Source organism: Arthrobacter sp. FX8, from assembly GCF_026723805.1.
Classification (GTDB): domain Bacteria; phylum Actinomycetota; class Actinomycetes; order Actinomycetales; family Micrococcaceae; genus Arthrobacter.
Genome location: NZ_CP113505.1, coordinates 4,412,385 through 4,438,016 on the forward strand (window position 1 = coordinate 4,412,385; position 25,632 = coordinate 4,438,016).

Annotated in this window: 24 protein-coding genes, 1 tRNA gene, 1 other RNA gene and 2 pseudogenes; 13 read left to right on the forward strand and 15 right to left on the reverse strand. The window is 66.8% G+C overall.

Translation table 11 applies throughout. The features are described 5' to 3' along the window. The first annotated feature begins 43 nt into the window (after positions 1-43). The 4 genes from OUO20_RS20795 to OUO20_RS20810 are packed head-to-tail and all read left to right on the forward strand — an operon-like array spanning position 44 to position 1,617. Complete coding sequence (locus OUO20_RS20795) at positions 44-457, forward strand: MmcQ/YjbR family DNA-binding protein (protein ID WP_268002548.1); 414 nt, start codon at positions 44-46, stop codon at positions 455-457. Beyond that, positions 450-992: a DUF1990 family protein gene (locus OUO20_RS20800; RefSeq protein ID WP_268002549.1), complete on the forward strand. Its 543-nt coding sequence runs from the start codon at positions 450-452 to the stop codon at positions 990-992. The genes OUO20_RS20795 and OUO20_RS20800 overlap by 8 nt, the downstream gene beginning before the upstream one ends. After that, positions 989-1,309: a putative quinol monooxygenase gene (locus tag OUO20_RS20805; protein WP_018771845.1), complete on the forward strand. Its 321-nt coding sequence runs from the start codon at positions 989-991 to the stop codon at positions 1,307-1,309. The genes OUO20_RS20800 and OUO20_RS20805 overlap by 4 nt, the downstream gene beginning before the upstream one ends. A 14-nt stretch (positions 1,310-1,323) precedes the next feature. Beyond that, positions 1,324-1,617, forward strand: a complete 294-nt coding sequence (locus tag OUO20_RS20810; protein WP_018771846.1) for a DUF503 domain-containing protein — start codon at positions 1,324-1,326, stop codon at positions 1,615-1,617. Between the two features lie 74 nt (positions 1,618-1,691). On the opposite strand, the gene purL is transcribed toward OUO20_RS20810, so the two are convergent. The 3 genes from purL to purS are packed head-to-tail and all read right to left on the reverse strand — an operon-like array spanning position 1,692 to position 5,023. After that, the gene (gene purL, locus OUO20_RS20815; RefSeq protein ID WP_268002550.1) at positions 1,692-4,001 is read right to left on the reverse strand and encodes a phosphoribosylformylglycinamidine synthase subunit PurL; all 2,310 of its coding nucleotides are present in this window, start codon (positions 3,999-4,001) and stop codon (positions 1,692-1,694) included. Then, on the reverse strand, positions 3,998-4,756 hold the full coding sequence (gene purQ / locus OUO20_RS20820) for a phosphoribosylformylglycinamidine synthase subunit PurQ (protein ID WP_326498099.1): 759 nt from the start codon (positions 4,754-4,756) through the stop codon (positions 3,998-4,000). The genes purL and purQ overlap by 4 nt, the downstream gene beginning before the upstream one ends. A gap of 15 nt (positions 4,757-4,771) precedes the next feature. Further along, entirely contained in the window at positions 4,772-5,023 is a 252-nt protein-coding gene (gene purS / locus OUO20_RS20825; protein WP_015935902.1) for a phosphoribosylformylglycinamidine synthase subunit PurS, read from the reverse strand. Positions 5,024-5,292: 269 nt separating this feature from the next. Between purS and OUO20_RS20830 the strand changes: the two are divergent. Continuing rightward, positions 5,293-5,477 (forward strand): annotated as a pseudogene (locus OUO20_RS20830) (hypothetical protein). A 261-nt stretch (positions 5,478-5,738) separates the two neighbouring features. After that, a complete protein-coding gene (locus OUO20_RS20835; protein ID WP_442781104.1) occupies positions 5,739-8,870 on the forward strand; it encodes a S8 family serine peptidase in 3,132 nt (1,043 codons plus the stop codon). Between the two features lie 89 nt (positions 8,871-8,959). Here OUO20_RS20835 and OUO20_RS20840 read toward each other — a convergent pair whose 3' ends face one another. The 4 genes from OUO20_RS20840 to OUO20_RS20855 form a co-directional block, all read right to left on the reverse strand. Continuing rightward, on the reverse strand, positions 8,960-9,292 hold the full coding sequence (locus OUO20_RS20840) for a serine protease inhibitor (RefSeq protein ID WP_268002551.1): 333 nt from the start codon (positions 9,290-9,292) through the stop codon (positions 8,960-8,962). Beyond that, on the reverse strand, positions 9,289-10,221 hold the full coding sequence (locus tag OUO20_RS20845; RefSeq protein WP_018771852.1) for a hypothetical protein: 933 nt from the start codon (positions 10,219-10,221) through the stop codon (positions 9,289-9,291). Before OUO20_RS20845 ends, OUO20_RS20840 begins: the two co-directional genes overlap by 4 nt. After that, entirely contained in the window at positions 10,199-10,762 is a 564-nt protein-coding gene (locus OUO20_RS20850; protein ID WP_018771853.1) for an SSI family serine proteinase inhibitor, read from the reverse strand. The genes OUO20_RS20845 and OUO20_RS20850 overlap by 23 nt, the downstream gene beginning before the upstream one ends. Before the next feature lie 78 nt (positions 10,763-10,840). Next, positions 10,841-11,329 (reverse strand): MarR family winged helix-turn-helix transcriptional regulator, encoded by a 489-nt coding sequence (locus OUO20_RS20855; protein ID WP_268002552.1) that lies wholly within the window; start codon positions 11,327-11,329, stop codon positions 10,841-10,843. A gap of 77 nt (positions 11,330-11,406) precedes the next feature. On the opposite strand from OUO20_RS20855, the gene OUO20_RS20860 reads away from it, so the two are divergent. Next, entirely contained in the window at positions 11,407-11,649 is a 243-nt protein-coding gene (locus OUO20_RS20860; RefSeq protein WP_268002553.1) for a hypothetical protein, read from the forward strand. A 118-nt stretch (positions 11,650-11,767) separates the two neighbouring features. Continuing rightward, entirely contained in the window at positions 11,768-11,983 is a 216-nt protein-coding gene (locus tag OUO20_RS20865) for a hypothetical protein (protein WP_018771856.1), read from the forward strand. An 84-nt stretch (positions 11,984-12,067) separates the two neighbouring features. On the opposite strand, the gene OUO20_RS20870 is transcribed toward OUO20_RS20865, so the two are convergent. Next, a complete protein-coding gene (locus OUO20_RS20870) occupies positions 12,068-13,360 on the reverse strand; it encodes an aspartate kinase (RefSeq protein WP_268002554.1) in 1,293 nt (430 codons plus the stop codon). Between the two features lie 323 nt (positions 13,361-13,683). Here OUO20_RS20870 and OUO20_RS20875 point away from each other — a divergent pair, with 323 nt between their 5' ends. Continuing rightward, positions 13,684-14,802 carry a hypothetical protein gene (locus OUO20_RS20875; protein WP_268002555.1) on the forward strand — a complete coding sequence of 373 codons (1,119 nt, stop codon included), beginning with the start codon at positions 13,684-13,686 and terminating at the stop codon, positions 14,800-14,802. A 33-nt stretch (positions 14,803-14,835) separates the two neighbouring features. Here the strand turns inward: OUO20_RS20875 and recR are convergent, their stop codons facing one another. The 4 genes from recR to ffs form a co-directional block, all read right to left on the reverse strand. Then, positions 14,836-15,435 carry a recombination mediator RecR gene (gene recR, locus OUO20_RS20880; RefSeq protein ID WP_018771859.1) on the reverse strand — a complete coding sequence of 200 codons (600 nt, stop codon included), beginning with the start codon at positions 15,433-15,435 and terminating at the stop codon, positions 14,836-14,838. A 92-nt stretch (positions 15,436-15,527) separates the two neighbouring features. After that, positions 15,528-16,199, reverse strand: a complete 672-nt coding sequence (locus OUO20_RS20885) for a hypothetical protein (protein ID WP_268002556.1) — start codon at positions 16,197-16,199, stop codon at positions 15,528-15,530. After that, a complete protein-coding gene (locus OUO20_RS20890; RefSeq protein WP_268002557.1) occupies positions 16,117-18,933 on the reverse strand; it encodes a DNA polymerase III subunit gamma and tau in 2,817 nt (938 codons plus the stop codon). Before OUO20_RS20890 ends, OUO20_RS20885 begins: the two co-directional genes overlap by 83 nt. 51 nt (positions 18,934-18,984) lie before the next feature. Then, positions 18,985-19,081: signal recognition particle sRNA small type (gene ffs, locus OUO20_RS20895), an RNA gene on the reverse strand. A 391-nt stretch (positions 19,082-19,472) separates the two neighbouring features. On the opposite strand from ffs, the gene OUO20_RS20900 reads away from it, so the two are divergent. Further along, positions 19,473-19,557 (forward strand) — tRNA-Ser (locus tag OUO20_RS20900). Positions 19,558-19,637: 80 nt separating this feature from the next. On the opposite strand, the gene OUO20_RS20905 is transcribed toward OUO20_RS20900, so the two are convergent. Further along, a complete protein-coding gene (locus OUO20_RS20905) occupies positions 19,638-20,573 on the reverse strand; it encodes an oxygenase MpaB family protein (protein WP_018771861.1) in 936 nt (311 codons plus the stop codon). Between the two features lie 600 nt (positions 20,574-21,173). On the opposite strand from OUO20_RS20905, the pseudogene OUO20_RS21790 reads away from it, so the two are divergent. Beyond that, positions 21,174-21,527, forward strand: a pseudogene (locus tag OUO20_RS21790) (M23 family metallopeptidase); the annotation flags it as partial. 74 nt (positions 21,528-21,601) lie between these two features. Here the strand turns inward: OUO20_RS21790 and OUO20_RS20915 are convergent. After that, a complete protein-coding gene (locus tag OUO20_RS20915; RefSeq protein WP_056392201.1) occupies positions 21,602-21,997 on the reverse strand; it encodes a hypothetical protein in 396 nt (131 codons plus the stop codon). 347 nt (positions 21,998-22,344) lie between these two features. On the opposite strand from OUO20_RS20915, the gene OUO20_RS20920 reads away from it, so the two are divergent. Next, positions 22,345-22,857, forward strand: a complete 513-nt coding sequence (locus OUO20_RS20920; protein WP_018771863.1) for a glutathione peroxidase — start codon at positions 22,345-22,347, stop codon at positions 22,855-22,857. A gap of 159 nt (positions 22,858-23,016) precedes the next feature. Then, positions 23,017-23,946 (forward strand): phosphodiesterase, encoded by a 930-nt coding sequence (locus tag OUO20_RS20925; protein ID WP_018771864.1) that lies wholly within the window; start codon positions 23,017-23,019, stop codon positions 23,944-23,946. A gap of 17 nt (positions 23,947-23,963) precedes the next feature. Here OUO20_RS20925 and OUO20_RS20930 read toward each other — a convergent pair whose 3' ends face one another. Then, positions 23,964-25,589 carry a stealth family protein gene (locus OUO20_RS20930; RefSeq protein WP_018771865.1) on the reverse strand — a complete coding sequence of 542 codons (1,626 nt, stop codon included), beginning with the start codon at positions 25,587-25,589 and terminating at the stop codon, positions 23,964-23,966. Positions 25,590-25,632: the final 43 nt, after the last annotated feature.

Consider the following 25,632-nt stretch of genomic DNA (forward strand, 5'->3'; position numbering starts at 1 on the left):
TCGCAGACTAGCACCACGCAGGTCTGCTTTATAGGCTTCCCTTATGGACCCAAGTGCGCTGCGGAAGATCTGCCTTTCGTTTCCCGGAGCCTATGAGGATTATCCGTTCGGACCGGAGACTTCGGTCTTCAAGGTCCGTGCCGGGACTGCCGGGGGAGCGCGGCACGAGGCTAAACTGTTTGCCCTGTCGTCCATGGACGAACGCGATTTCTACGTGAACTTGAAGTGCGAGCCGGCCCTGGCCGTGCAGCTGCGCGCGGTACACCCGGCAATCACCGGGGCGTGGCACATGAACAAGACCCACTGGAATGGTGTGCGCATCGACGGGTCGCTGCCGGACGGGATGATCCGGGACATGGTGGAGGACTCCTACGACCTTGTGGTGTCAGGCTTGAGCCGGAAGCAGCAGGAGCAACTGGGGTGGGCACGCCTCGAAAGGGCAGGCGGCGATGATTGACGCGGGAAGACTTGGCTATCCGGGAATTGGCGGCACGGAGCACGGCGTCGCGCCAGTGGGGTACGACCGCGTCCTTGAGGAAGCCCGCCTGGGTACCGGCCTTGGCGTCTACCGGCGCGTGGCGGACGGCATCCTGGGCTGGGAACTGCAGCGGAGGGCTGGCCTCACGGTGCGGGCAGACTCGCCAAGGGCGGTGCCCGGGGCACACGTGGTGAGCGGTTTCGGCGTCGGGCCCTTCCGCCTGCCCGCGCCCTGCCAGGTGGTGTGGGCGCGGGAGCCGGCACCGGACGGTGTTCCCCAATCCGCCGGGTTTGGCTACGGGACGCTGCCCGGCCACCCCGCCCGTGGCGAGGAATCCTTCGAGGTGGAGATCAACAGCCACGGAGAGGTGTGGCTGCGGATCCGTGCTTTCAGCAGGCCTGCCAACTGGTTCTACGCCGCCGGCGGCCTGGTCACCCGCGCGGCACAGCGCTACGTTACTTCCCGGTACATTGAAGGGGCACGCACCCTCGCCGCGGAAGGAACATCCCAGTGATCTTTATCGTCGTCAAGTTCAAGGTCAAGCCCGACTGGTCCGGGCGCTGGCTCGATCTGGTGGCAGACTTCACCCGGGCTACCCGGGAGGAGCCGGGCAACCTGTGGTTCGACTGGTCCCGAAGTGTGGACGATCCCAACGAGTTCGTCCTGGTGGAAGCGTTCAAGGACGACGCCGCGGGAGACCATGTCAACAGCGGGCACTTCAAGAAGGCCATGGCCGACATGCCCCAGGCACTCGCCGAAACACCCAGGATCATCAGCCGCCAGCTGGACGGCGAAGGCTGGGACCTGATGGGTGAGCTCACCATCGAGTAAAGACAGGGGCGGCCATGTGGATCGGCTGGATCGAGTTCGACATCCTCCTTGGGGACGTGCAGAGCCTGAAGGAAAAGCGCTCCGTCGTCAGGCCGCTCCTTGCCGAGCTCAAACGCCGCTTCGAGGTGTCAGTCGCCGAAGTCGGGGACCATGCCCAGTACCGGCGCTCGCAGGTCGGCGTTGGCCTGGTGGCAGCTGACCGGGCCCATCTCGTGGAGGTGCTGGCCGCCGTCGAACGTTTTGTGGCAGCCCGGCCGGAGTTCGAGCTGCTCAGTGCACGGCAGCGGGAGCTGCACAGCGAGGACTGAACCGGTCCTTAAATGCGGACGGACACCCAAAGCCCTCTCTATGGGCTTGAGTGTCCGTCCGCGTTCTGTGGGGCCTAGCCGAAGTACTTCGGCAGGGTCCCTTCGTGGGCTTCGCGGAGCGCGTCCAGGGACAGGCCCTCCACGCCGTTGATCTCCAGCTTGCCGCTGGCCGCGTCCACCACGCCGATGCGGGTGTGGGTGAAGCCGCGGGCGGTGCACATGTCCGTGAAGCGGACTTCCTCGGAGCGGGGGACGCCCACAACGGCACGGCCCTGGGACTCGGAGAACAGGGCCGTGAACAGGTCCACGCCGTCCCGGTCCATGACGTCCTGCAGCGCGATCCGGGCACCCACGCCGTAGCGCAGCGAGGACTCCACCAGGGCAGCCGCGAGGCCGCCTTCGGAGAGGTCGTGGGCGGAGTCGATCATGCCGTCGCGGGACGCGTTGATCAGGATCTCGCCCAGCGCGCGCTCGGCCTCGAGGTCCACCTTCGGCGGCTGTCCGCCCAGGTGTCCGCGCATGTTGGCCCATTCGGAACCGTCCAGCTCGGCGCCCGTGGTGCCCAGCAGGTAGATCGCCTGGCCATCCTCACGCCAGCCCGACGGCGTGCGGCGCGCAACGTCGTCGAGCTTGCCCAGGACTGCCACCACCGGGGAAGGGTGGATGGGCGTGGTGCCGGTCTGGTTGTAGAGCGAGACGTTGCCGCCGGTGACAGGGATGCCCAGCACCATGCAGGCGTCGGACAGGCCGCGGATGGCTTCGGCGAGCTGCCACATGACGTCCGGGTCCTCGGGGGAGCCGAAGTTCAGGCAGTCGCTGACGGCCATGGGGATGGCGCCTGCGGTGGCTACGTTGCGGTAGGCCTCGGCCAGTGCCAGCTGCGCGCCGTGGTACGGGTCCAGGTAGGTGTAGCGGCCGTTGGCGTCGGTGGCCAGGGCAACGCCCAGGCCGGTTTCCTCGTCCACGCGCACCACGCCGGCGTCGTCGGGGAACGCCATGGAGGTGTTGCCGCCCACGTAGCGGTCGTACTGGTTGGTGATCCAGGACTTGGAGCACATGTTCGGTGACGCCACCAGTTCGGTGACGGCCTTTGCCAGCTCAGCGGGGGCGGCCGGGCGGCCGGCGTCCTGCACGGAACCGGTGAAGGTGTCCGCCTGCACGGCATCCTGCCACTCGGGGCGGGCGAACGGGCGGTCGTAGACCGGGCCGTCGTGCGCCACGGTGCGGGGATCGACGTCGACAATCACCTCGCCTTCCCAGGTGATGATCAGGCGGCCGGTATCGGTCACCTCGCCCAGCCAGGAGTACTCCACGGCCCATTTGTCCATCACGGCCTCGAACGCTTCCACGTTCTCCGGGGTGACAACGGCCATCATGCGTTCCTGGGACTCGGACATCAGGATCTCGCCCGGGGTCAGCGTGGGGTCGCGCAGCAGGACGGAGGTCAGCTCAACCTGCATGCCGCCGTCGCCGTTGGAGGCCAGCTCGGACGTGGCGCAGGAGATGCCTGCGGCGCCAAGGTCCTGGATGCCTTCCACCAGCGAGCCCTTGAAGAGCTCCAGGCAGCACTCGATGAGGACCTTCTCGGCGAACGGGTCGCCCACCTGGACGGCGGGGCGCTTGGAGGGCTTGGTGTCGTCGAAGGACTCGGAGGCCAGCACCGAGGCGCCGCCGATGCCGTCGCCGCCGGTGCGGGCACCGAACAGGACCACCTTGTTGCCCTTGCCGGAGGCGTTGGCCAGGCGGATGTCCTCGTGCCGCATGACGCCGACTGCCAGGGCGTTGACCAGCGGGTTGCCCTGGTACACGGAGTCGAACACCATTTCGCCGCCGATGTTCGGCAGGCCGAGGGAGTTGCCGTACCCGCCGATGCCCGCAACGGCACCGTGCATGACGCGGGCGGTGTCCGGGTGGTCGATGGCGCCGAAGCGCAGCGGGTCCATGACGGCCACGGGGCGGGCGCCCATGGAGATGATGTCGCGGACAATGCCGCCGATGCCGGTGGCCGCGCCCTGGTAGGGCTCAACAAACGACGGCGAGTTGTGCGATTCAATCTTGAAGGTCACGGCCCAGCCGTCCCCCAGGTTGGTCACGCCGGCGTTTTCGCCGATGCCCACCAGCATGTCCTTCTTCATTTCCTCGGTGACCTTCTGGCCGAACTGGCGCAGGTGGTTCTTGGAGGACTTGTAGGAGCAGTGCTCGCTCCACATGACGGAGTACATGGCCAGTTCCGCGCCGGTGGGGCGGCGGCCCAGGACCTTGACGATCTCGTCGAACTCGTTCTGCTTAAGGCCGAGTTCGGCCCAGGGCAGTTCCGTGTCCGGAGTCTTCGCGGCGTGCTCGACGGTGTCGATATTGAACTTCTTGGTGGTTTCCGTGGTCACTTGTCGCCTCCCACAATCTTGTTCAGGACGGAGGTGAAGAAGCCCAGGCCGTCGGTGTCGGAACCGCCGATGCCGTCCAGCGATTCGGGCCCGAAGCCCGGCTCCACGGCGTGTTCGGGGTGCGGCATGAGGCCCACCACGTTGCCGGCGGCATTGGAGATGCCGGCGATGTCGCGGCGGGAGCCGTTCGGGTTGAAGCCCACATAGCGGAAGACAACGCGGCCCTCAGCCTCAAGGGCGTCCAGGGTCTTCTCGTCCGCGATGTACTGGCCATCCTGGTTCTTCAGCGGGATGGTGATCTCCTGGCCCGCCTGGTAGTCCAGGGTCCACGCAGTGTTGCTGTTCTCGACACGCAGCACCTGGTCGCGGCAGAGGAACTTCAGGTGGTCGTTCTTGATCATCGATCCGGGCAGCAGGTGCGACTCGGTGAGGATCTGGAAGCCGTTGCAGATGCCGAGGACCGGCAGCTTGGCATCGGAGTTGGCGGCGTCGATGATTTTGGACATCAACGGCGCGAAGCGGGCAATGGCGCCGGCGCGGAGGTAGTCGCCGTAAGAGAAGCCGCCGGGGATGACCACGGCATCCACGTCGCCGAGCTGGCTGTCGCCATGCCAAAGTTCGACGGCGGTGCCGCCCGCAAGGCGCACGGCGCGGGCGGCGTCGCGGTCATCAAGGGTGCCGGGGAAGGTAACGACGCCGATGCGGGCGCCGGCGAGGCGCGGCTCCGCCGCGACTGCGACGGCTTCGCCGATCAGGGGAGTTCAGTCATGTCAGGCCTCGACGACCTCGACGTTGACGACATCTTCGATCACGGGGTTGGACAGGAGGGTCTCGGCGGCGTCGCGGGCCTGGGCCAGGATTTCTTCGGTCACCTCGCCGTCGACCGTCAGTTCGAAACGCTTGCCCTGGCGGACAGAGCTGAAGCTGGTGAAGCCCAGCCGGGGGAGAGCGCCGACGATCGCCTTCCCCTGCGGGTCCAGAATCTCGGGCTTGGGCATGACGTCAACAACGATCCGGGGCATCCGGCAACTCCTGTGCGTGAGCTTGGGTAAGGGCGCAGCGGAGTGGTGCCGTCTCACGCCGTACCGGGGTTGGGGGGACTGTTGGTCACCTGCGTTGGTTCACCATGAGGTCGGGCGCTCCGCGAGCTTGCCTTACCATTCTACCGGGCCGGGCGCACCCCTTTGCATCCGGCCTCCTGGGCAGCCGGGCGGCGGGGAATGAACCGGGGACGGGGGCGCCCCTGGGCGGGGTTATGGAGTTGCCGGAGGGCGTTCACTAGAGTTGCTGAATGGGAGAAAATTCGAAGTCCGTGCTGTTGCCGATGGTCGCCGCGGCCGTGTTCGCCGGCCTGGGCAGGATGGTGTTTCAAAAGTGAAGGCGGACCGCCTGGCCCGGGAGACGCGGGTAGCCGGTCCTGTGGATGAAAAAACCAGGCAATGGATCAGTGACGTGGTGCGCACTCCCCGCCAGTAGTTTCGCCTGCGGTCTCTCGTTTGCCAGGGCGTCCTTCGGGGCGCCCTTTTCCATGCCTGTTTCCGGGTCCTGCGGGCCAACGCCCCACCCCGTATGACAAGCGGAAAATTCTCGAATGTGCCCTATGTCATATCGTGCTCTCAGTCTGTACTCTGTGAACAGTCTGGTCTCAGCAAATTACAAAACCTGTAATTCCCTCTGCAGTTCCAGTCGTTCGGGCTGCCCACCAAGGCTGGGCGGTACATCGTGAAAGGGTTGCACGTGAAATCAACTGGAAAGAGCCCCTCGCGGGCTGGGGGCCTCCGGAAAGCGGCCGCACTGGCCGTCGGGTTGCCCCTTCTCCTTAGCTCCATGGCCGTGGGTCCCGCGTCGGCGGCACCCGGCGGCCAAGGTACGGAAAATGCCTCCTCCACTGCGAAGGACAGCCAATTCAAGGACGGCCGGTACATCGTGGTGCTGGCCGGCCCGGCTGCCGCGGCGTACGAAGGGGGAGTTGCCGGACTGGGAGCCACCAAGCCCCAGCAGGGCAGGAAGCTCGACGCCGGCAGCCCCAACTACAAGGCCTACGACGCCCACCTTCGCAACCAGCAGCGTGAAGTCGCAGCGGCGCAGGGTGTCAGCCCCGCAAAGCAGTACACCGCAGCACTGAACGGGTTCACTGCCGAGCTGACCGCAACGCAGGCGGCAGCCTTGTCCAAGGACAACCGCGTCCTGGTGGTTTCACCCGATGTCGAAAACAAGCCTGACTACACCACCACCGACTTCCTCAAGCTCACCGGCCCGGACGGCGCATGGGCCCAACAGTTCGGCGGCCAGGCAAACGCCGGCAAGGGCGTTGTGGTGGGTGTCATCGACTCGGGGTACGCACCGGACAACCCCTTCCTGCAGGGCGAACCCGTGAAGCCACTGCAGGGTGACCCGCAGGTGGGCGTCCCGTACCGCACCGGCGATGGCAGGATTGCCATGCTCAAAGCGGACGGCACCACCTTCGAAGGGGAATGCCAAAAAGGCGAGGGCACCGGGGCCGGGTTTGACGGCTCGCTCTGCAATACCAAGGTCATCGGCGCCCGATACTTCGCCGATTCCTTCCTGCAGTACGTGGCGCCGGGAAACCGTGCCCCGGAAGAGCAGATTTCCCCGGTGGACGTTGGCAGCCACGGCACCCACACCGCCACCACGGCGGCGGGCAATGCCAATGTCGAGCAGGTGATCGATGGAACCAGCTTCGGCAAGAGCTCGGGAGTGGCCCCCGCAGCCAAAGTCTCGGTGTACAAAGTCTGCTGGGAGGACACCAACCCGGACACGGGCGGCTGCTACTCCTCGGCGTCGGTCGAGGCCGTGGACGCAGCCATCAAGGACGGCGTCGATGTCCTGAACTACTCCATATCGGGCAATAACAACAGCACCACCGATCCCGTGGCGCTGGCGTTCCTGAATGCGGCTTCCGCAGGTGTCTTCGTTTCGGCTTCGGCCGGCAACTCCGGCCCTGCGGCCTCCACCGTGAACCATGCCTCACCGTGGCTGACCACCGTGGCTGCTTCCACCTTCCCCAGCGACCTGCTGGGAACGGTCAAGGTGTCCGACGGCTCCCTGTACCGCGGAGCGTCCATTATGAAGTCGGAAGTGGCGGACAAGCCCGTTGTCCTTGCCGCGGCCGCCGCGGCCGCGGGTGCGGCAAACCCGAACCTCTGCGGCCCGGGGACCCTTGACGGCTCCAAGGTGGCCGGCAAGGTTGTGGTCTGCGACCGCGGCGTGGTGGACCGCACCGCCAAGAGCCAGGAGGTCCTGGACAAGGGCGGCGTGGGCATGATCCTGGTGAACCTCACCAGCAGCTCGGAGGACGCAGACAACCACGTTGTTCCAACTGTCCACGTCAATGCCCCCAAGAGCCTGGAGCTGAAGTCCAAGCTGGAAGCCAATCCGGCGCTGACCGTCAGCCTGGTCAAGGGCGACCTGACCGGTCTGCCACCAGCCGCGGCACCCCAAATCGCGGGCTTCTCGTCCCGCGGGCCCACCCTGGCATCCGGCGGCGACCTGCTCAAGCCGGACATCTCCGCCCCGGGCGTCAACGTCCTGGCCGGTGTCTCCACGATCGGTAACGACGGCGACCAGTTCGGGTTCATGTCCGGCACCTCCATGGCCGCACCGCACATCGCCGGTTTCGGTGCCCTGGTCCTGGGCAAGCAGCCGAAGTGGACCCCGGCAATGGTTAAGTCCGCCATGATGACCACCGCCTACCCTCTGGTCAATGCCGACGGTTCGCCCAACACCGACCCCTTCCAGGGCGGCGCCGGCCACATCGATTCCACCCGCGTCCTTGATCCCGGGCTGGTCTACGACTCCGGGATCCAGGACTGGCTCGGCTTCCTGAACGGGCAGGGCGTTGACACCGGAGCGCCGCAGGCCGGCAGCATTGCCGCCCGCGACCTCAACCTGCCCTCCATCGCGCTGGGCAGCCTGGTGGGCGAAGTCCAGGTGAAGCGCAAGCTGACCGCCCTGGTCCCGGGCATGTACCACCCCGAGGTGAACATGCCGGGCTTCAACGTCAACGTCGAACCCAAGGCGCTGAACTTCGCCAGGGCCGGCCAGACCCGTGAAGTCACCGTCACCATCCGGAACGTCAGCGGACCGGTTGGCAAGTTCAGCACTGGAAGCCTCACCTGGAAGGGCCCGCGGACGGTTACGTCCCCTATTGCCATCCGTCCTGTTGATGCCCAGATTGCCCCGTCGTTCTCCTTCAGCTCGGCCACGGGCACCGGCAGCGGCACGATGGAGCTCGTATCCGGCTCCGACAACCCCATCGCCGTCGGCGTGGAGGGCCTGGCACCACTGAGCCAGACCGCCATCACCAAGACCCCGGGCGAGTACGCGGCCACGAATGACGCGCACAACGCCCTGCTCCAGGTGAAGGTGCCGGCCGGTGCCTCGTTTGCGCGGCTGGGCATCCAGGCACAGTCGAACGACGTCGACTGGGACATGGTGGTCTACGCACCGAGCGCGTCGGGCGGGTTGACGGCCACCCAGGTGGCCACTGCCTCGGCCAGTGAATTCCTGGACCTGGAGTCGCCGCGGGCGGGCACCTACTATGTGGTGGCCAACCTTTACGCCACGCCGGACAATGGGCCGGCCACCGCGTCCGTCCAGGCTGTGACCTTCGCCGGTGACGCGGGCAACCTCACGGTGAACCCGAACCCCATCGTGGCGCCGAACGGAACCGCCACCTCGGCGACCCTGAGCTGGACCGGACTCCAGGAGGGCTCCTACCTCTCCCGGCTGAGCCTTGGCAGCAACGGCATCAAAACCTGGGTGAACGTGCAGGTGGGACAGGGCGCTGCCCCCGCCCCGGCCGGCGCTCCCCGGCTTGACCTGGCCCAGGCGGTACCCGCAACGTGATCCGGAAGGCATGGGGGAGGTCCCGGGCGGCTATCAGGCCGCCCGGGACCTTTACGTTCCTGCCGGCGGGAAGGCCAGGCAGCGGAAGGCTAAGTGGCTGTGCCGCCCAGTAAAGGTGCCATGGCCTTCCAGCGGGCGATCTCGCAGCCGTCGGTGCGGGTAAAGGTCGAGTTGACGTGGCGCCCATGGAAAGTTCCGGTGACCGTGGCAACCTGCGGGCCGCCGTACTGCTGGGTGCACAGCTTGGGAGGACCAGGTTTGGGGAAGAAGATGCCTTCACCGAACCGCTCCACGGCGGCGAGGGCTGCTCCAGGTCGGGGCAGCGTGGTCCCGGCTGCGGGGGCGCCATCCGTGGCTACCAGCCGGAACACATGCTCCGGCGCATCGGGGGCCTCGCGGATTTGGATGGTCAGGTCGATCAATGCGGCGCTCCGTCCGACACGGCCCCGATTTCCGCGGCGAGCCGTTCCCGCAGGGCCCCCGCTTCCGTGGCGAAGGCACGCTGGTGCTCGACATAGGCGGCCTTGCCCTGCGGCGTCTCGATGGGGATGGCCGGATAGCCCCAGCCAGCCAGATCGTACGGGGAAGCCTGCATATCCATGGCCCGGATCCGCCAGGACAGTTCAAAGCAGTCCATGACCAGTTCACTGGACAGCGCAGGCAGCAGCTTGTACGCCCACTTGTAAAGGTCCATGTTGGCGTGCAGGCAGCCCGGCTGTTCCATGTGGCGCTGCGTGTCCCGGCTGGGGGAGTGTTCGTTGAGCGGGATGGCGTCGGGGGTGTAGAAGCGGAACGCATCGAAATGGGTGCAGCGGATCCTGTTCTCCTCCACCACCCGGTCGGTACCGGCCGCTCCCAGCCGCAGCTGCAGATACTCATGCCGGAGGTCGAATTTGTCCTGGCGGTACACCATGGCCCACTCGTGGAGGCCGAAACAGCCGAACTGTGCCGGCCTGGCCGCCGTCCCCCGGAGGATGATGCCGGCAAAGGCCACGGCATCCTTGCGGTCGGCCAGGAAGGCGCGCCGATCGAAGGTGGCCGCGGTGCTTCCCGCGGCCAGCCCCAGGGAGGCGAGCTCGCCGTCGTCGAGCATCCTGTAATGCTTCCACCCCAGCCGCGTGGCTGCCTGTGCGCCCGTAAGGACCGCTCCGGCGCCGGGGTGCCAGCGCTTCAGCTGGCCCGGCTTCTGCGTGTAATAGGTGAAGAGAAAGTCCTCCACCGGGTGTTTTTGGCCAGCGGACCGTCGGGCCAGGTAGGGATCGGCGTAGCGGCTCACGCGCTGCAGGTGGGCTTCTTCCCTCGCCTGGGCGTTGTCTGCCGCCAGGAGCTTAAGAGGCTCCACCGGCGGCACCCAGCACGTCCTTGGCAGCGTCCCACGCACTGATTTCGCATCCGTTGGTCCGGGCAAAGGAGGAGTCCACGGCAACACCGTCAACCATGCCCGTCACGGTTGCCTTCTGGGGGCCGCCGTACTGCTGGGTACAGGGTTGGGAAGTTCCCGGGGCCGCCGGGGACAGGATGGCCGGGTTGGCTTTCAGCGCTGCGCAGGCCGCGGCAGCGTTGGGGTGGCTGCTTTCCGCGGCAGGGGTGCCGGCGGAACAAACCAGGGTGTAGTCGAGTTCATCCGCGCCCTGGGACGGCACCACCGTGATGGCGAGTTCAGCGTTTCCCTGCCCCGGGCCGGCACTTGGCCGCGACGTGGTGGGGGCGGGAGCCGGTACCGACGTTTCGGTGTCCGGGGAAGGAGTAGGGGAGCCGGCGGATGAGCTTCCGGCTGCGGAGGTGGAGGGCGCAGGTGAGGCGGACGTGCCATTGTCAGGAGTGCCGCTGCAACCGGTGATCAGCCCGGCGCCAACTGCCAGGACCGTTGCGAGTATGCGGAAACTACGCATCAGGCTTCCTCTCCTTGGTCTGGTTATTCTAGTCGCTTGACGCCCTGCCGACGTGCCCGGGACGGGTCCTGCCGGCACTTAACGGGACGTCGCAGCGATCAGGCCCATCATGGACGCGTGCAGTTCCGTCACCTGCTCCCGGGTCAGCCCGAGCCGCTCCATCATGGTCCCCGGTACCTTGAGCGCCTGCTGCCGCAGGGCGGCACCCTTGGCCGTGAGTTCGACGGCAAGGGCGCGCTCGTTTCCGTCCGCCCGGTGCCGCGTGAGCAGGTCCGCTGCCTCCAGCCGCCGGAGGAGCGGGGAAATGGTGGCCGGCTCCTGGGCAAGGGCCTCGCTGATGTTCCTTACTGTCCGCGGGCTGTCTTCCCACAGGCAGAGCATCACCAGGTATTGCGGATGGGTGAGGTTGAGCTTCTCGAGCACGGGTTTATAGGCCCCCACCACACTGCGGGCAGCCACCGTGAGGGCGAAGCAGAGCTGGTGCTCCAGCAGCAGGTCGTCCTCCGGCACCCCGGATGGCCCTTCTGCAGAGTGTTCTTCCGTTTGCGCTTCTGCTGCGGCGGTCATACGTCCTCCATTGTTAGTGCACTAATCATTAGTGTACATTTGTTGGAGGTGAACAGTGAGTGGAAGGAAGCCTCTTCATGGGCAGGGACAAGTCCGCAGGCAAGGGCAATACTTCCCAGCGCTTCATGCGCGCCACAGGCAAGCTGCGGGCGGTTTTCGGTCCCGCCAGCCGCACCGCGCTGGCGCACGACATGACCGAAGAAAACCGCCGGCTGCTGGTCCAGCGCCAGGCGGAAACCCAGCAGTGGGAAACCATCACCAGGCCGGACGGCAGCACTTACGTGGTGCCACGGAACCCCGAAGACCGGTCCCTGCGCTAGCAGCCCGTTCCGCCGCGAACAGGCGCCTTTTTCCTGCCCCGGGTCTAAAATAAGGGCACTGGCTCCTGCCGGAGCCTGCTGCACTTTCGCCCGAGGTCCGGGAAGGGGGTGGAAAACAGTGGCACATGTCCTCAGCGGTTTCATGAGCCTGACTGACAGGCTGCGCTTTGTCTTTGGTCCCGCCACCCGGCTGGATGCCGATGCGCCTGTAGTGCACAAGCATGATGAGTTCGAACAGGCCTCCGAAGAGGAACTCTCGCACTTCGTGGTCGAGACCGATTCAACCGGCCACCACTACGCGGTGCGCCGCGAAGACCTGGAACGCGAAAGCTAAACCTGTCCAGGCGCACGGTAAGACCAAAAAGCCGGGCTGCCTTTCCCGTGGGAGGAGAGGCAGCCCGGCTTTTTCGTTGAGTCCTTAGCGGCCGGTGCCGCCGTAAACCGTCGCTTCGCTTTCAGTGTCCAGCCCAAACGCCTTGTGGATCACGCGGACAGCCTCATCCAGCAGGTCGGCGTGGGTCACCACGGAAATGCGGATTTCCGAGGTGGAGATCATGTTGATGTTGATGCCGGCGTCGGAAAGCGCCTTGAAGAAGGTGGCGGAGACGCCCGGGTGGGAGCGCATGCCGGCACCGATCAGGGAGAGCTTGCCGATCTGCTCGTTGTATTCAATGGCCTCAAAACCGATCTGGTCCTGGGCAGCGTGAAGTGCGGCCAGGGCGTCCGCGCCTTCAACGATGGGCAGGGTGAAGGAGATGTCGGTCTTGCCCGTGCCATGGGTGGACACGTTCTGGACGATCATGTCGATGTTGGAGTGTGCGTCGGCGATGACCTGGAAGATTGCGGCGGCCTTGCCGGGGATGTCGGGGACGCCGACCACGGTGACCTTCGCTTCGGAACGGTCATGCGCAACGCCGGAGATGATTGGCTGCTCCAAGGCAACTCCCTCTTGAGTGGTGATCTTGTCGTCGGCGCTGGGGATGACCCAGGTGCCTTCATGCTGGCTGAATGAGGAACGGACGTGCAGGGGGACGCCGAACCGGCGGGCGTATTCCACGCAGCGCAGGTGGAGGATCTTGGCACCCGAGGCGGCGAGCTCCAGCATCTCCTCGCTGGAAATGGTGTCGATCTTCTGTGCCGACGGGACCACGCGCGGATCGGCGGTGAAGATTCCGTCCACGTCGGTGTAGATCTCGCAGACATCCGCTTCGAGGGCAGCCGCCAGAGCCACCGCCGTCGTGTCGGAGCCGCCGCGGCCCAACGTGGTGATTTCGTTCGTGGCCCGGCTCATGCCCTGGAAGCCTGCCACGATGGCGATGTGGCCCTTGTCCAGGGCGGTGCGGATGCGGTGCGGGTCGACGTCGATAATCCGGGCCTTGCCGTGGATTCCGTCGGTGATCATGCCTGCCTGCGATCCGGTAAAGGACTGGGCGGAGGCGCCGAGCTTGTTGATGGCCATGGCCAGCAGGGCCATGGAGATGCGTTCACCGGCCGAGAGGAGCATGTCCATTTCGCGGGCGGGGGCGGAGTCGGTCACCTGGGCAGCGAGGTCCAGGAGTTCATCAGTGGTGTCACCCATGGCTGAGACGACTACGACTACCTCGTTGCCGGCTTCCTGGGCATCCACGACGCGCTTTGCCACGCGCTTGATCCCGTCGGCGTCCGCAACGGAGGACCCGCCGAATTTCTGCACGATGAGCTGTTTCGTCACCGCGCCGGCGGCGGGGCCACCTGGGGCTGGGTTGCGTTGTGCACTTCGGCAGTGGGCGTACTCATGCGCGTACCTTCATTGGATCAATTGGAGTTCTGGGAAACCAGGCAGCCTGACGCCGGGACGGCGCGACTTTCCTCCGACAGTTTATCGCCGCGCCCGGAGCGGCGTTGAATTGTGACCACATACCGGCCACGACGGTTCCTATGGACAGGCCCGGGGTGGTGGACCACGATGGGACCAGTTACCCGGCTTCACGGGCCGTAGCCCGGACCTTGGCAGGCACAGGGCCGGGGGTCCTTTGGAGATATGGAGGATCCGTAGTGGCCGACGACCCGCAGCCAACTGCAGGAATGCCCCAGGAGCCGTTTTTTGAGCCGATCGGCCCGGACGCGGATAAGCGCGGCGGGGAAAGCGCCAACGAGGGCCTGGATACCGGCCGTTCCGGGTCTCTACGCCCGGGCTTCGCAAGGACAAGCCTGGTCAAGGGACTGGCCGACTGGCTGGTCAGCCTGACAACCATCCGGTTCTGGTTTACGGTGGCGGCCGCGGTCCTGTGCACGTGGGCTGCTGCCGGCTCCGTGGTCCTGCTGGCGCCCCTGGGCGGCGGGGCCGGTCCGGAAGTCTTTCCCCTGCTGGTCTACTCGCTGGCGTCAGCCCTGATGCCGGCGACCGCCACTTTGCCCGCTGTTGCCTGGGGCGTGCGAGCGGAGGGCAGGTTCCGCGGCATGAGGGGGCGTACCGGAGGTTTTGCCCTGTTGGCGGTACTGCTGGCCACGGCTTTGCGGGGACTGGTGTTGGCAGCTGTTGTTCTCGGTGTACTGCTGGTGCAGGCCTGGATCGCGGGCGCTTCGGGGGCAGTGTCGGCCGTTTCTGCGGGCGTCGTCCTGGTGGAGTGCGTGGTGTTCGGTGCCATGGGCGCTGGGCTCTCCGCATGGGCTGGACGTCCGCGCCTGGCGAATGCCGCCGGCGGGTTGCTGGCCTTGGCCTTTGTGGCAGGGGCCCCGGCCGCAGCCATCGGATTGTTGCCCCTGGTCCGGGCGGAGGAACGTGTCACGGTGGCGCTGAATGTCGAACGGGCGCGCGACGGAACCCACGTGGCCTTCCGATGCTCCGAGATCGAGGCCGGCATCAGCGAGGTTTACCACACCGAGCGTCTGATGTGGCTCCCGGCGCTGAGCCCGCCCGTCCTGTTCCTGATGGCTGGGGCGGAGGCAGACCGCGCCGGCCGGGTCCTGGGATGGGTGCCCGCAGCGATTCAGGAAGCTGCGGACGGGATGCAAGTGCCATGCGTGCAGGGGCAACCGCGCAGCCGGGACGAGCCCCGGGCGCCCATGCCCGGGATGGGGCTCCTTGGCCAGGCGGCGATTGCCGGCGCCGTCGTGGCGGGAGGTTACCGCGCAGCGCGGCGCCGCGACGGGGCACGGGGTGATCCGGCCTGAAGGGCGTGCTTCGGAAAAACCGGGCGCCTGCGCTCAGCCCAGGGCGTTGCGCCGGCCCTCGAAGGCCCGGCCCAGGGTGACTTCGTCCGCATACTCCAAGTCACCGCCCACGGGCAGGCCGGAGGCAAGACGGGTGACGGCTATGCCGATCGTCTTGAGCATGCGGGCCAGGTAAGTAGCCGTTGCCTCGCCCTCAAGGTTGGGATCGGTGGCGATAATCACTTCCTGGATTTCGCCGTCGTTCAACCGTGTGAGCAGCTCGCGGATCCGCAGCTGTTCCGGTCCCACGCCGGCGATGGGATTGATGGCACCGCCCAGCACGTGGTACCTGCCACGGAACGAACGGGTGCGCTCCACGGCCAGAACATCCTTGGATTCCTCCACCACGCAGATGATCGCGGGATCACGGCGCGGGTCGCGGCAGATGTTGCACAGTTCCTGCTCCGTGACATTGCCACAGACCGTACAAAACTTGACCCGCTCCTTGACCGTGGTGATTGCTTCCACCAGCCGCTTCATATCCTGGGGGTCGGCTTCAAGGATGTGGAACGCCAGCCGCTGTGCGGACTTGGGGCCCACCCCCGGAAGGCGTCCGAGCTCGTCGATCAGCTCCTGGACAGCACCTTCGTACACGTTTCCCTCTTTAGTTTGGTGTGGATGGCGGGTGGAACACTCAGTTGGTCATGGCTGCGGGGCTGCCCGCCGGCGGTCGACCTTGCCGGCCGTCAATAGCGTGGCGTGACCGGGCTTCCGTCCAGCGACCGCTCCTCGATCAATTTTCCGCCCAGGATGCGTTCCACGGCAGCCCGGCCGAAGACGCCGGACTCCTCGATGGTTTCATCGTCGGCGCTGGGCACGTCCTGGACATAGGCGCTGGGTGCGGACGCGGCCCTGGCCGGTGCCTTCGCCCGTCCTGCCTCAGCCTCTGGGCTGTTGGACAGCCGCTGGTAGAGGCTTTGCCGCGTTTCAGTCCGTCCGGCCACGGGTGCAGCCGCCGCCGGCTGGGGACGGGAGGGCGCAACTGCTGCCTTGGCCACCGGGGCGGCTGCCGCCGAGGCCATGGCGAATTCCGGCGCGGGAGCGGAGGCGGGGGACTGCGCCGGGTAGGATCCCGCGGCGGGCGCGCCGCGACCGGGGCCGGAGACTGCCCCCGGGGCGGAACCTGCGGTGGAACCCGTACTCGTGCCCGAACCCCATCCCGCTGCTGCGACAGGGGCAGGGGCAGGGGCCGCGGCCGCGGGTGAAACGGGGATGGAGGGCGGTACCTGGGCTGTTGCAGGGGCGTAATGCGGAACGTCGGCCTGTGTTCCGATGTTATCGGGTACAGAGCCGGGTGCGGGGTTGGCACCCACGTTGCTCTTGTCTCCGACAACCCAGACGCCGGGGGCCTGTTCCACAGCCCGTGTCCAGGGATCGTGGGCCGGACCCGCATCTGTGCTGCCGGGCTGGGCAACGGTGTCCGGGGTGGAACCATTGGTTGCTGCCCCCCGGGGCGCGCAGCGGCATCACCGCGGGAGCCTGACGGTTCCTGGCTGCCGCCCACTTCGGGGGTGGTGGCGTTGCCCGGTTGCCGGACGGCGTGGCGGGCACCCAGTCCATCGGGGGTTCCTCATCCAGCGGGGGAGCGTCCTCATCCCGCGGCGGGCCCCAGTCGTCGTCGGAGTAGGAGTAGTCGCCACCCGCCGACGGGTAGGGGGATTGGCCGGCGTCCGGGCCAGAGGCGCCGGCGGCTGTTCCCGGGCCCTGGGCGCCGGGACGGGAGGGCTGTGCGTCCCCGTGGCCGCGCACGCCGGCGTCGGTCACCGGACCTGCGCCTGGAGAGCCGGCCACAGCGGGAGTCCCCTCCGGTACGGCTTCCGGGCTTGCGGCAACAGCTGTGCTCCCGGAGCTTCTGCCAACAGCGGGACCCTGGGCAGGCACCGGGTTCCGGGCCGCGGCGGGGCTCTCAGGGCTTCCGCCCGCCGGAGCCGCGGGTGGGGCGGCTGTGGGAGCCTGCGCCGGCGGGACAGGCTGCGCGGGGGCAGGAGCAAGCCCCCAGGCAACGTCAGCTGAAGTGGCCGGAACCACCGGGCTGGACGGCACTTTTGGGTTTGGCTCAGAGCTCGTTTGGCTGGTGCCGCCGGAAACCGCGTTGATCTGGCAGTCGATGCCGACGGTCTTGTGGATGGCCTGGCGCAGGTTGTCCGAGTGGTCCGCCCTCCCAAAGGCGCCCGCGAGTCCCGGCGTGGTGAAGGACAAGGTCACAACACTGCCGTCGAAGGCGCTGACCTGCGCGTTGGGCTCAACGAGGGCCCAGGTGCTGCGCTTGATTTTGGACAGTACCTGCAGGACATCCGGCCACGCCCTGCGGAGGACCTCCACGTCACCCATGGCCGCGGGAGCCGCAGGGGCGGGCCTGGCGGGCGCCTCCTGGTGCGGCGGCGGCACCGCTGCCTGGGCGGAAGCCTGCCGGTCCTCCGGAGACCGGGATGCGGCAATGGCTGGCGTTGCTGCGTTGCTTGGCGGCGCGGCATTGGCTTGCGGTGCTGCGCTGCTGGACGGCACGGCATTGCTTTGGGGCGCGGCATTGCTTTGGGGCGCTGCGTTACTTTGGGGCGCTGCCTGGCCGGTGCGTGCGGCGGCGGGGCGCTCCGGTGTCCCGAGGCGCGCCGGGTCCTCGACAGGCCAGTCATTGGTGCTTACCCGCGGCGGTGTCAGCGGGCTCCGGGGTGCGTCAGTGCCAGGCCGGGCGGGCGCGGCCTGGGCCGGAATGGACTCGGCAGCGCCGGGCCGGGTGGGTTCGGATGGCGTGGGGACGGCTTGGGCCTGTGGCTGTGGTGCCGCCTGAACGGAAGGGCCGGCCGCCACCGCTGGGTGCAGGGGCTCGGGCGAGGAGGTGCCCGGGGTGGCGGCGGCAGGTGCGGCTGCCGGCACTGCCGTTGCGGGAGCAGCCTGGGCCGCCGGAGCGGTGACGTCGTTCCCTGTGTAGTTGAGCCGCCGCTCCACCCGGTCAATGCGGGCCGCCATGCCGCGCTCATTCTGTTCCGAGCTGGGCAGCAGGATCCGGGCACACAGCAGTTCAAGGTGCAGCCGCGGGGACGTGGCTCCGGTCATTTCGGTCAGGGCCGTGTTGGTGACATCCGCGGCCCGCGAGAGTTCGGCGGCGCCAAGGTTGTGGGCCTGGTTCTGCAGGCGGGCGATCTGGTCCGCGGGCATTCCCCTAAGGATGGCGTGCGCACTTTCGGGCATGGCCTGGACAATGATCAGGTCCCGGAAGCGCTCCAGCAGGTCCTCCACGAACCGGCGGGGATCGTGCCCGGTCTGGATGACCCGGTCCACGGCGCGGAAGACTGTGGCGGCGTCGGAGGCGGCCACGGCCTCCACGACGTCGTCCAGCAGCGAGGCATGGGTGTAGCCCAGCAGTGCAACGGCGAGCTCATAGTCCAGTCCATGGGGTCCGGCGCCTGCCATGAGCTGGTCCAGGACGGAGAGCGAATCACGGACGGAGCCGCCGCCGGCGCGGATGACCAGTGACAGGACGCCGGGGGCGACGGGAACGTTTTCCTGGCGGCACAGGAGCTCAAGGTAAGCCATCAGCGGCTCGGGCGGCACCAACCGGAAGGGGTAGTGGTGGGTCCGGGAGCGGATGGTTCCGATGACCTTGTCCGGCTCTGTGGTGGCAAAGATGAACTTGATGTGTTCCGGCGGCTCTTCGACGATCTTCAGCAGGGCGTTGAACCCGGCGGAGGTAACCATGTGGGCTTCGTCGATGATGAAGATCTTGTAGCGGTCCCGCACCGGGGCGTAGGTGGCGCGCTCGCGGAGGTCCCGCGCGTCGTCAACACCGCCGTGGCTCGCCGCGTCAATCTCGATGACGTCAAGGGAACCGGAACCGCCGCGGGCCAGCTCAACGCAGCTGGGGCAGGTTCCGCAGGGGGTGTCCGTAGGGCCCTGGGCGCAGTTGAGGCAGCGTGCCAGGATGCGGGCGGACGTGGTCTTGCCGCAGCCTCTGGGGCCGGAAAAGAGGTAGGCGTGGTTGACCCGGTTTTTCCGCAAAGCCGTCATCAACGGCTCGGTGACATGCTCCTGCCCGATAACGTCAGCGAACGAGTCGGGACGGTATCTGCGGTACAGGGCGGTAGTAACTGTCACAGAGAAAACCCTACCAATCCGGGCCGACATCATGCCGCCCTGTGGGGGAATAGTAAAGACCCCCCATGCACCCGCCAGAGCCCGTCTACCCTTGCTACCTTCCGGTCCTGGGGGAGTTCAACAGGATGACGCCACATGAGGGGCCGCGAGCTACTTTACCCGAACATCCGGCTCGACTCGAATCGGCCGTCGCCTGCTGCCCGGAGCCCGCTTCTGGGGAACAACACAGTGCCGGAAGCTATTCAGACGGCGGTCTTCATTGCTTATCCCGCCGGCAGCCGCGATCATTGGTATGTACACCGATTGGGGCAATCTCAAGGTTGTGAGCTGCGTGGCCTGGCTGAACGGGACGGACCCGGCAGCTCAACGGTGCATCGGGGAATGGGCGCGTTGGGGGCGTCCATTTCCAGCTTAAGGGCGATGCGCAGGCGTCTCCGGGCACGGGCAGGGGAGCGCGGAAATCCTGCTCCGAACAGCCCAATTGGGCGATGCGGAAAAGTTCAGGTAATCTAATACCTGCTTTTGATTCAGAAGCAGTTGGAGAATTCGCCTAGCGGCCTATGGCGCACGCCTGGAACGCGTGTTGGGTTAACGCCCTCGGGGGTTCAAATCCCCCATTCTCCGCCGGTTAAGAACCCGGCCCCGGTGATTCCGGGGCCGGGTTCTTGCGTTTCCGCCGTCATGGGCTCCTGGTCGTGGACCCCCTAGGCCATGTCCGCCAAAGGCTCGCCCAGCCGCCTCAGGCGCTGCCTCGCAGCCAGTTCGCTGGGACCCATCCGCCGGCGAAGCCCGCCCAGGGCAAGATGGACGACGCCGAGCACCACCTTTGTGCCCAGCCTCACGGGCAGGGGGAAGGGGCCCAGCCGTGGAACGGAAAGCCCGAGCATCTGGCGGTACCGGGGTTCCAAGCTGTAGACGGCGGCCGCAAACAGGATCCGGTAACCGGGCTTCAGCAGGGGATGCAGCGGAGCGTTGCGGATGAACTGAACCGTTTCCTTCACCCTGTCGTCCGCGCGCAGGACGCCCTGCGTGTACCACTGGTCCAGCTGGCCGCGCATCTCCGCCTCGGTCAGCGGCGGGTTGTCCACTCCCACCAGCCGCCCGGCCTGGGCCCACTCCCGGACGTAGGCGTCCGGGCCGCCAGGAATGGGTCCGCCCCAGATCTTATGGGCTGCCAGGAAGCCATCCGTGAAGGCGATATGGATCCAGCCGGCCAGCCCGGAGTCGTTGGCACTGTAGGTGCGTGTGCCGCCGTCGTTGTCTTTGTAGGTGCCCTGGACCGGCTCATGGAGCCGGCGGACACGCCGTGTTGCCTCCTCCGCGGCCGCCGTTGAGCCGTATGTCACCGTGAAGATCCACCGGATGGTGTTGGCCAGCCGGCGCAAGGGGTCTTCCCGGAAGTTGGAGTGTTCGTGCACTCCCGCCAGGGCACCGGGGTGCAGCGACTGCATGAGCAGTGTCCGGATCCCGCCAACGATCGGCGTCATGGAGCCATGGACTGCCCAGACGGCCGAGCCGGGCAGGTGGTAGCCGGCGTCGTCGCCTTCCGCCAGCCGCAGCGACCAGTCCGGTGGTGCATCAGCCTTCCCTGAAAAGGTCTTCTTGATTTCGTCCTGCCATGTACGAAGGACATTGCGCATGAGATATTGTTGCCCATTTCTGCAGGGGCACCGCGACCAACCTCCTGAGCAGCGGAAACTCCCAACCCCTAACGCCCGCAAAAAACCCGCAATGTGCACCCATGGGGTTTCCACCCCTGCGGTGCTGTGGTCCCATGGGACATACCGTCGAGACAACGGGCGGCAGGCCACGACGTGGAGTCAGTCACTTGGGCAAGAATCCAGCGCCCGGCACCAGAAAGCCGGCCCAGCGTAGCTTTCCCCGTTGCACGCGCCGTCGCCGCGGCGGGGGTGCTGGCGGCGTCCGTTTATGCCGTCAACCTTTCTGCCGGCCCGGCAGGGCCCGTGCAGTGGACGGGATCAGTTGCGGGCACCGGGACCGAGGGTGCTGCAGTCCCCGGCGGAACATCCGGCGGGAACAGCATCGAGGAAGCGCAAAGGGAACCCGGTCCGCCGGCGTCGGACCAGGTCGGCGCCGGCGCCCTTCCGCCGGCCATCCTGTCCAGTCCTATGGTCACCCTGGCCTTCCCACATACGGCGATAGGAAGTACGGGCGCAGATGCCCCGGCGGCCCTGACAGTAGGGCCGGCGGGCACGGGCAGGCCCGGAGCCGGCTTTTTGATGGCCCCGCTTCAGCTCCTCGAGCCGAGTTCGCCGTTCGGCTTCCGGGTCAGCCCGATCAGCGGGACTGCTGGTGATTTCCATCTGGGGCAGGATTATGCAGCGGCCTGCGGCATGCCCGTCCACGCAGCCGACGCCGGTGTTGTACGCGCGGCCGGATGGCATCCCTGGGGCGGCGGCAACCGTGTGGAGATCGATCATGGCGACGGCCTCATCACCACCTACAACCACCTTGAGTCCATCGGCGTCCATACGGGCGATACAGTGCAGGCAGGCCAAGTCATCGCGCGCGTTGGTACCACCGGATGGTCCACGGGCTGCCACCTGCATTTCGAGGCCATCCTGAACGGGCGGTATACAAACCCCCTCAGATGGAGCTTCCTGCAGCTCCGCACTTTGAACTGGGCCCTTCCTGCCGACATGGTCTCCTATGCGCCCGGCCAGGGGCTGTCTGCCGGCAGGATCAGCTGGACCATCCCCCTCCGGGTGGATCCGGGCGGAGAAATCCCCGCTGCCGGGCTGCAGGTTTCACCCTTCCCGCCACTCCTGCCGCTTGCACCGGCACCTGCGCCCTCGGAGGCGACGGGTGTAGTGCTTGCGCCCCCTGACGCGCAATTGACGACGACGGCCCCGCCACCCGCTGAACCTTCGGGGAGTGCTGCGTCGCCGTCGCCCACGGACCCCGCGCCCGGCCCGTCGCCGTCGCCGACCGACCCGGCAACTCCGACGGCGACTTCGACGGCCTCACCCAGCCCGACGCCGTCGCCGTCGCCGTCGCCCAGTGACCCTGGTCCGACTCCGACGCCGACTGAACCATTGCCCACCGCTCCAGCGGCCGCTACGCCAGCCCCGGCCCTGACCCCAACCCCGAGCCCCACTCCGACCCCGAGCCCCACGCCAACCCCAACCCCGAGCCCGGCGCAGACAACCCTCGAACCGACCCCAACCCCGAGCCCGGCGCAGACAACCCTCGAACCGACCCCAACCCCGACCCCGACCCCGACCCCGAGCCCCACGCCAACCCCAACCCTGGCGCCTCCGCCGGCAGAACCCGAGCCCACGGCAACCACCTCGTCAACCATGACGCCAAGCGCGACGGCCACCACCCTGCCGGCCTAGGAAATCTTCACTTTGGACCCGTACGGTGGGACGTCGGCAACGAACTGTCCATATGAGCAACCTTCCGCAGACCCGACGGCATGCGCCGCTGTATCCCATCCCGCTGGTCCTCAACGACGGCACCCGGACGGACTTCAGCCAGTTCAAGGGAAAAGTGGTGTTGGTGGTCAACGTGGCCTCCAACTGCGGCTTCACCCCCCAGTACGCCGGACTGGAAGCCCTTTACGAGAAGTTCCGGGACCGCGGATTCGAGGTCCTGGGCGTTCCGTGCAACCAGTTCGCAGGGCAGGAGCCCGGAACCGACCGCGACATCGCGGAGTTCTGCGAACGCAATTTCGGGGTCACGTTCCCGCTCACCGCCAAGGCCGATGTCCGGGGCAGGAATCAGCACCCGCTCTACACCGAGCTCACCAAGTTCAAAACGGGGCTGCTGCCGGGGCTGGTGAAGTGGAATTTCGAGAAGTTCCTGGTTAACCGCGACGGCGAGGTGGTGGCCCGCTTTGCCCCCACCGTTGAACCGGACTCGGCCGAGGTCATCGACGCGGTCGAGCAGGAGCTCGGATAAACGCGGTCTGGCCGAACCGGGTCTGCAAAAGCGCAGTTCTTCCAACTTTTTCCACATCAGCTCCGGCGATTTACCCCAAGTTTGCCAAATGTCTGATTGGATAAATATTACTGAAGGGTACAAGGGAAGAACGGCTTCCCACCGACCATAGAGGTAGCAATGGAGCACATCGAGGCCGAACACCCCCGGCCACGCCACTTCCTACTCCACCTGAGCGATCCCCACCTGTTGGGAGGTCCAGACCCCCTCTACGGAACTGTCGACAGCGAAGCCAGGCTCATCCAGCTCTTCGACGAAGTCAAAGCATCCGGCGCAAGGCCGGAAGCCGTCATCTTCACCGGCGACCTCGCTGACAAAGGCGATCCGCGGGCCTACGTGAAACTGCGGGCCATTGTGGACCCTGCCTGCAAGGAGCTCGGCGCCCAGGTCATCTGGGCCATGGGAAACCACGATGACCGGGCCAACTTCCGCAAGGGCCTGCTCGACCAGCCCGGCAGCGACGAGCCGGTGGACCACAGCTACTTCATCAATGGGCTGCGCGTCATCACGCTGGACACCACTGTGCCGGGCTTCCACCACGGCGAACTGAGCGGCGCCCAGCTGGACTGGCTGGCCCGGCAGCTGGAAACCCCTGCCCCGGACGGCACCATCCTGGCCCTCCACCACCCTCCGGTCCCGTCCGTGCTTGACCTTTCCGTGCTGGTGGAACTGCGCGACCAGGCCTCGCTGGAGGCAGTGGTCCGCAACTCGGACGTCCGCACCATCCTGGCCGGCCACCTGCACTACTCCACTACGGCCAGCTTCGCCGGCGTCCCCGTCTCGGTCGCTTCCGCCTCCTGCTACACCCAGGACCTGAACGTCCCGGTAGGAGGCACGCGCGGGCAGGACGGCGGCCAGGCCTTCAACCTGGTGCACGTCTACGAGCACACCATCGTGCACTCCGTGGTCCCGCTGGGCGCTTCACCAACGGTGGGCGAGTACGTGTCACCCGAGGAAACGGCCCGGCGGCTGGAGGCTGCGGGGATCCGGATCCCGGAGACCACCAAGCAGCGCGGCAACGCCAAGCTCGGAGCGTCCACCAGGCGGTGACTACAGCCTGGACCGGGCTACTTCTCCCAGGGCGCCTTGATGGGGAAGTACCTTTCCAGGAAGTCCGTGACCACTTCGGCGCGCTCGTCCGCGCTGATCTCCGGGAAGCTCCCGTCGTTCAGGCAGAAGAAGTCCATGTTCCGCTTGGCCAGCAGCTTGGGCAGGTATTTCAGCCCTGAGCGCATGGTGGTGTCAACGTAGCGGACCTTGGCGGCTGTCTGTGTAACGGCCCGGCCGGTGAGCAGTGCGTAGTAGTGGTAGAACGAGTTGGTCACGGAGATGTTGTCCGCAGCGCGGAAGCGGCTGGCTGCCGTCTTGCTGAACTCCGCGGGGAACTCCTCCTCCATCTGGGCCACCACGCTGCGCCGCAGCGGCGCGGCGGTGTGCTCCAGGTGGCGGGTGGTAATCCGGCCGAACCGGTTCCACAGGAGCTTGCGGTTCACCCTGGCGGCATTCTCAAACCCGCTGCGCTCAGCGGCGTTCTCACCCAGGCCGATCCTGGTTTCCGCCTCGATGAACTTGGTGATGCCGCCGGGCGTGAAGAACATGTCAGGGCCCACGGGGCGGCCAAAGAACATGTCGTCATTGGAGTAGAGGAAGTGCTCGGACAACCCCTCGATGTGGTGCAGCTGGCACTCCACGGCCTGGGAGTTGTGGGTGGGCAGCACGGAGGGGTCCGCGAAGAACTCCTCGCTGCGGACTATGGTGACCGACGGGTGCTCTGCCAGCCAGGCAGGCGCGGGGGAGTCGGTGGCGATGAAGATGCGGCGGATCCACGGCGCGAACATGTACACGGACCGCAGCGCGTACTTGAGTTCATTGATCTGCCGGAACCGGGCCTCGTGGTCGTCACCTTCGCCCAGGACGACGCCCTGCTGCTGCGCGCGGCGGGCAGCAATGTATTCCGGGGAGCTTCCGTCCACCCAGGAGAAGACGAGGTCGATGTCGAAGCTGATGTCGCTTGCGTGGTCGGCGAACATGTTCTCGATGGTGGGCCAGGTGTGGCCGTAGCGTTCCACGGTGCCGCGGACGGCGTCCTGGCGCAGCAGGGTCCTGCGGGTCAGCGAGTTTTCGATGGGAAGGATGAGTTCCTCGCCCTCGAAGGACCAGAGTTCGATCTGCACCCCGGCAGAGGCGCCGAACTCGAAGCCGCCCACCGGCTCCACCCGGGGCCGGTACAGGCGGAAGATGCGGCCCTGCCGGTTGGGCGAGAGCTCCCCGTCGGCCACCAGGACAGACGTCTTCTTCTTGGCGTCCACGGTCATGGAATAGAAGGGCTCGTCCCGGCACGCCTCCACCAGGGCGGCCCGGAGCTTCTTCCGGTCCTTCCAGTCCAGGGCCAGGACAGGGCGGTCGTTGTTGCCACGGACCAGCAGATAGTTGAGGCCCGCGTTCGCCAGGACATTGCGGAGGAACAGCAGGTCCTCCACCATGGCCTGGTACGGAGTCCTGGTGTCATTGATCAGGGCAAAACGGCCCTTGTGCCGGATGACATCGGGGCGGTGCCTGAGCCGCTGCTCTGCCGCCGGAGACGTGATCTCGGCGTGAAATTGTTCCTCCACGGACGCCTGGCCGCCGTAGTAGACCTCGTCCTGGACCGGTGCTTCTGTAATGGTTGTCTCCGAGCTGGTGGAAGTGGGCATTCTTAACTGCATGATAGTCCTGCTGGAGTAACGGAAGGTTTCG

Excerpts from the sequence above, each read along its gene's own strand:
- purS (WP_015935902.1), bottom strand. The coding sequence starts at position 5,023 with ATGCCCCGGATCGTTGTTGACGTCATGCCCAAGCCCGAGATTCTGGAC.
- OUO20_RS20860 (WP_268002553.1), top strand. The coding sequence starts at position 11,407 with ATGGGCAGGGACAAGTCCGCAGGCAAGGGCAATACTTCCCAGCGCTTC.
- OUO20_RS20800 (WP_268002549.1), top strand. The coding sequence starts at position 450 with ATGATTGACGCGGGAAGACTTGGCTATCCGGGAATTGGCGGCACGGAG.
- OUO20_RS20810 (WP_018771846.1), top strand. The coding sequence starts at position 1,324 with ATGTGGATCGGCTGGATCGAGTTCGACATCCTCCTTGGGGACGTGCAG.
- OUO20_RS20930 (WP_018771865.1), bottom strand. The coding sequence starts at position 25,589 with ATGCCCACTTCCACCAGCTCGGAGACAACCATTACAGAAGCACCGGTC.
- OUO20_RS20850 (WP_018771853.1), bottom strand. The coding sequence starts at position 10,762 with ATGCGTAGTTTCCGCATACTCGCAACGGTCCTGGCAGTTGGCGCCGGG.
- OUO20_RS20795 (WP_268002548.1), top strand. The coding sequence starts at position 44 with ATGGACCCAAGTGCGCTGCGGAAGATCTGCCTTTCGTTTCCCGGAGCC.
- OUO20_RS20925 (WP_018771864.1), top strand. The coding sequence starts at position 23,017 with ATGGAGCACATCGAGGCCGAACACCCCCGGCCACGCCACTTCCTACTC.
- OUO20_RS20855 (WP_268002552.1), bottom strand. The coding sequence starts at position 11,329 with ATGACCGCCGCAGCAGAAGCGCAAACGGAAGAACACTCTGCAGAAGGG.
- OUO20_RS20920 (WP_018771863.1), top strand. The coding sequence starts at position 22,345 with ATGAGCAACCTTCCGCAGACCCGACGGCATGCGCCGCTGTATCCCATC.
- OUO20_RS20905 (WP_018771861.1), bottom strand. The coding sequence starts at position 20,573 with ATGCGCAATGTCCTTCGTACATGGCAGGACGAAATCAAGAAGACCTTT.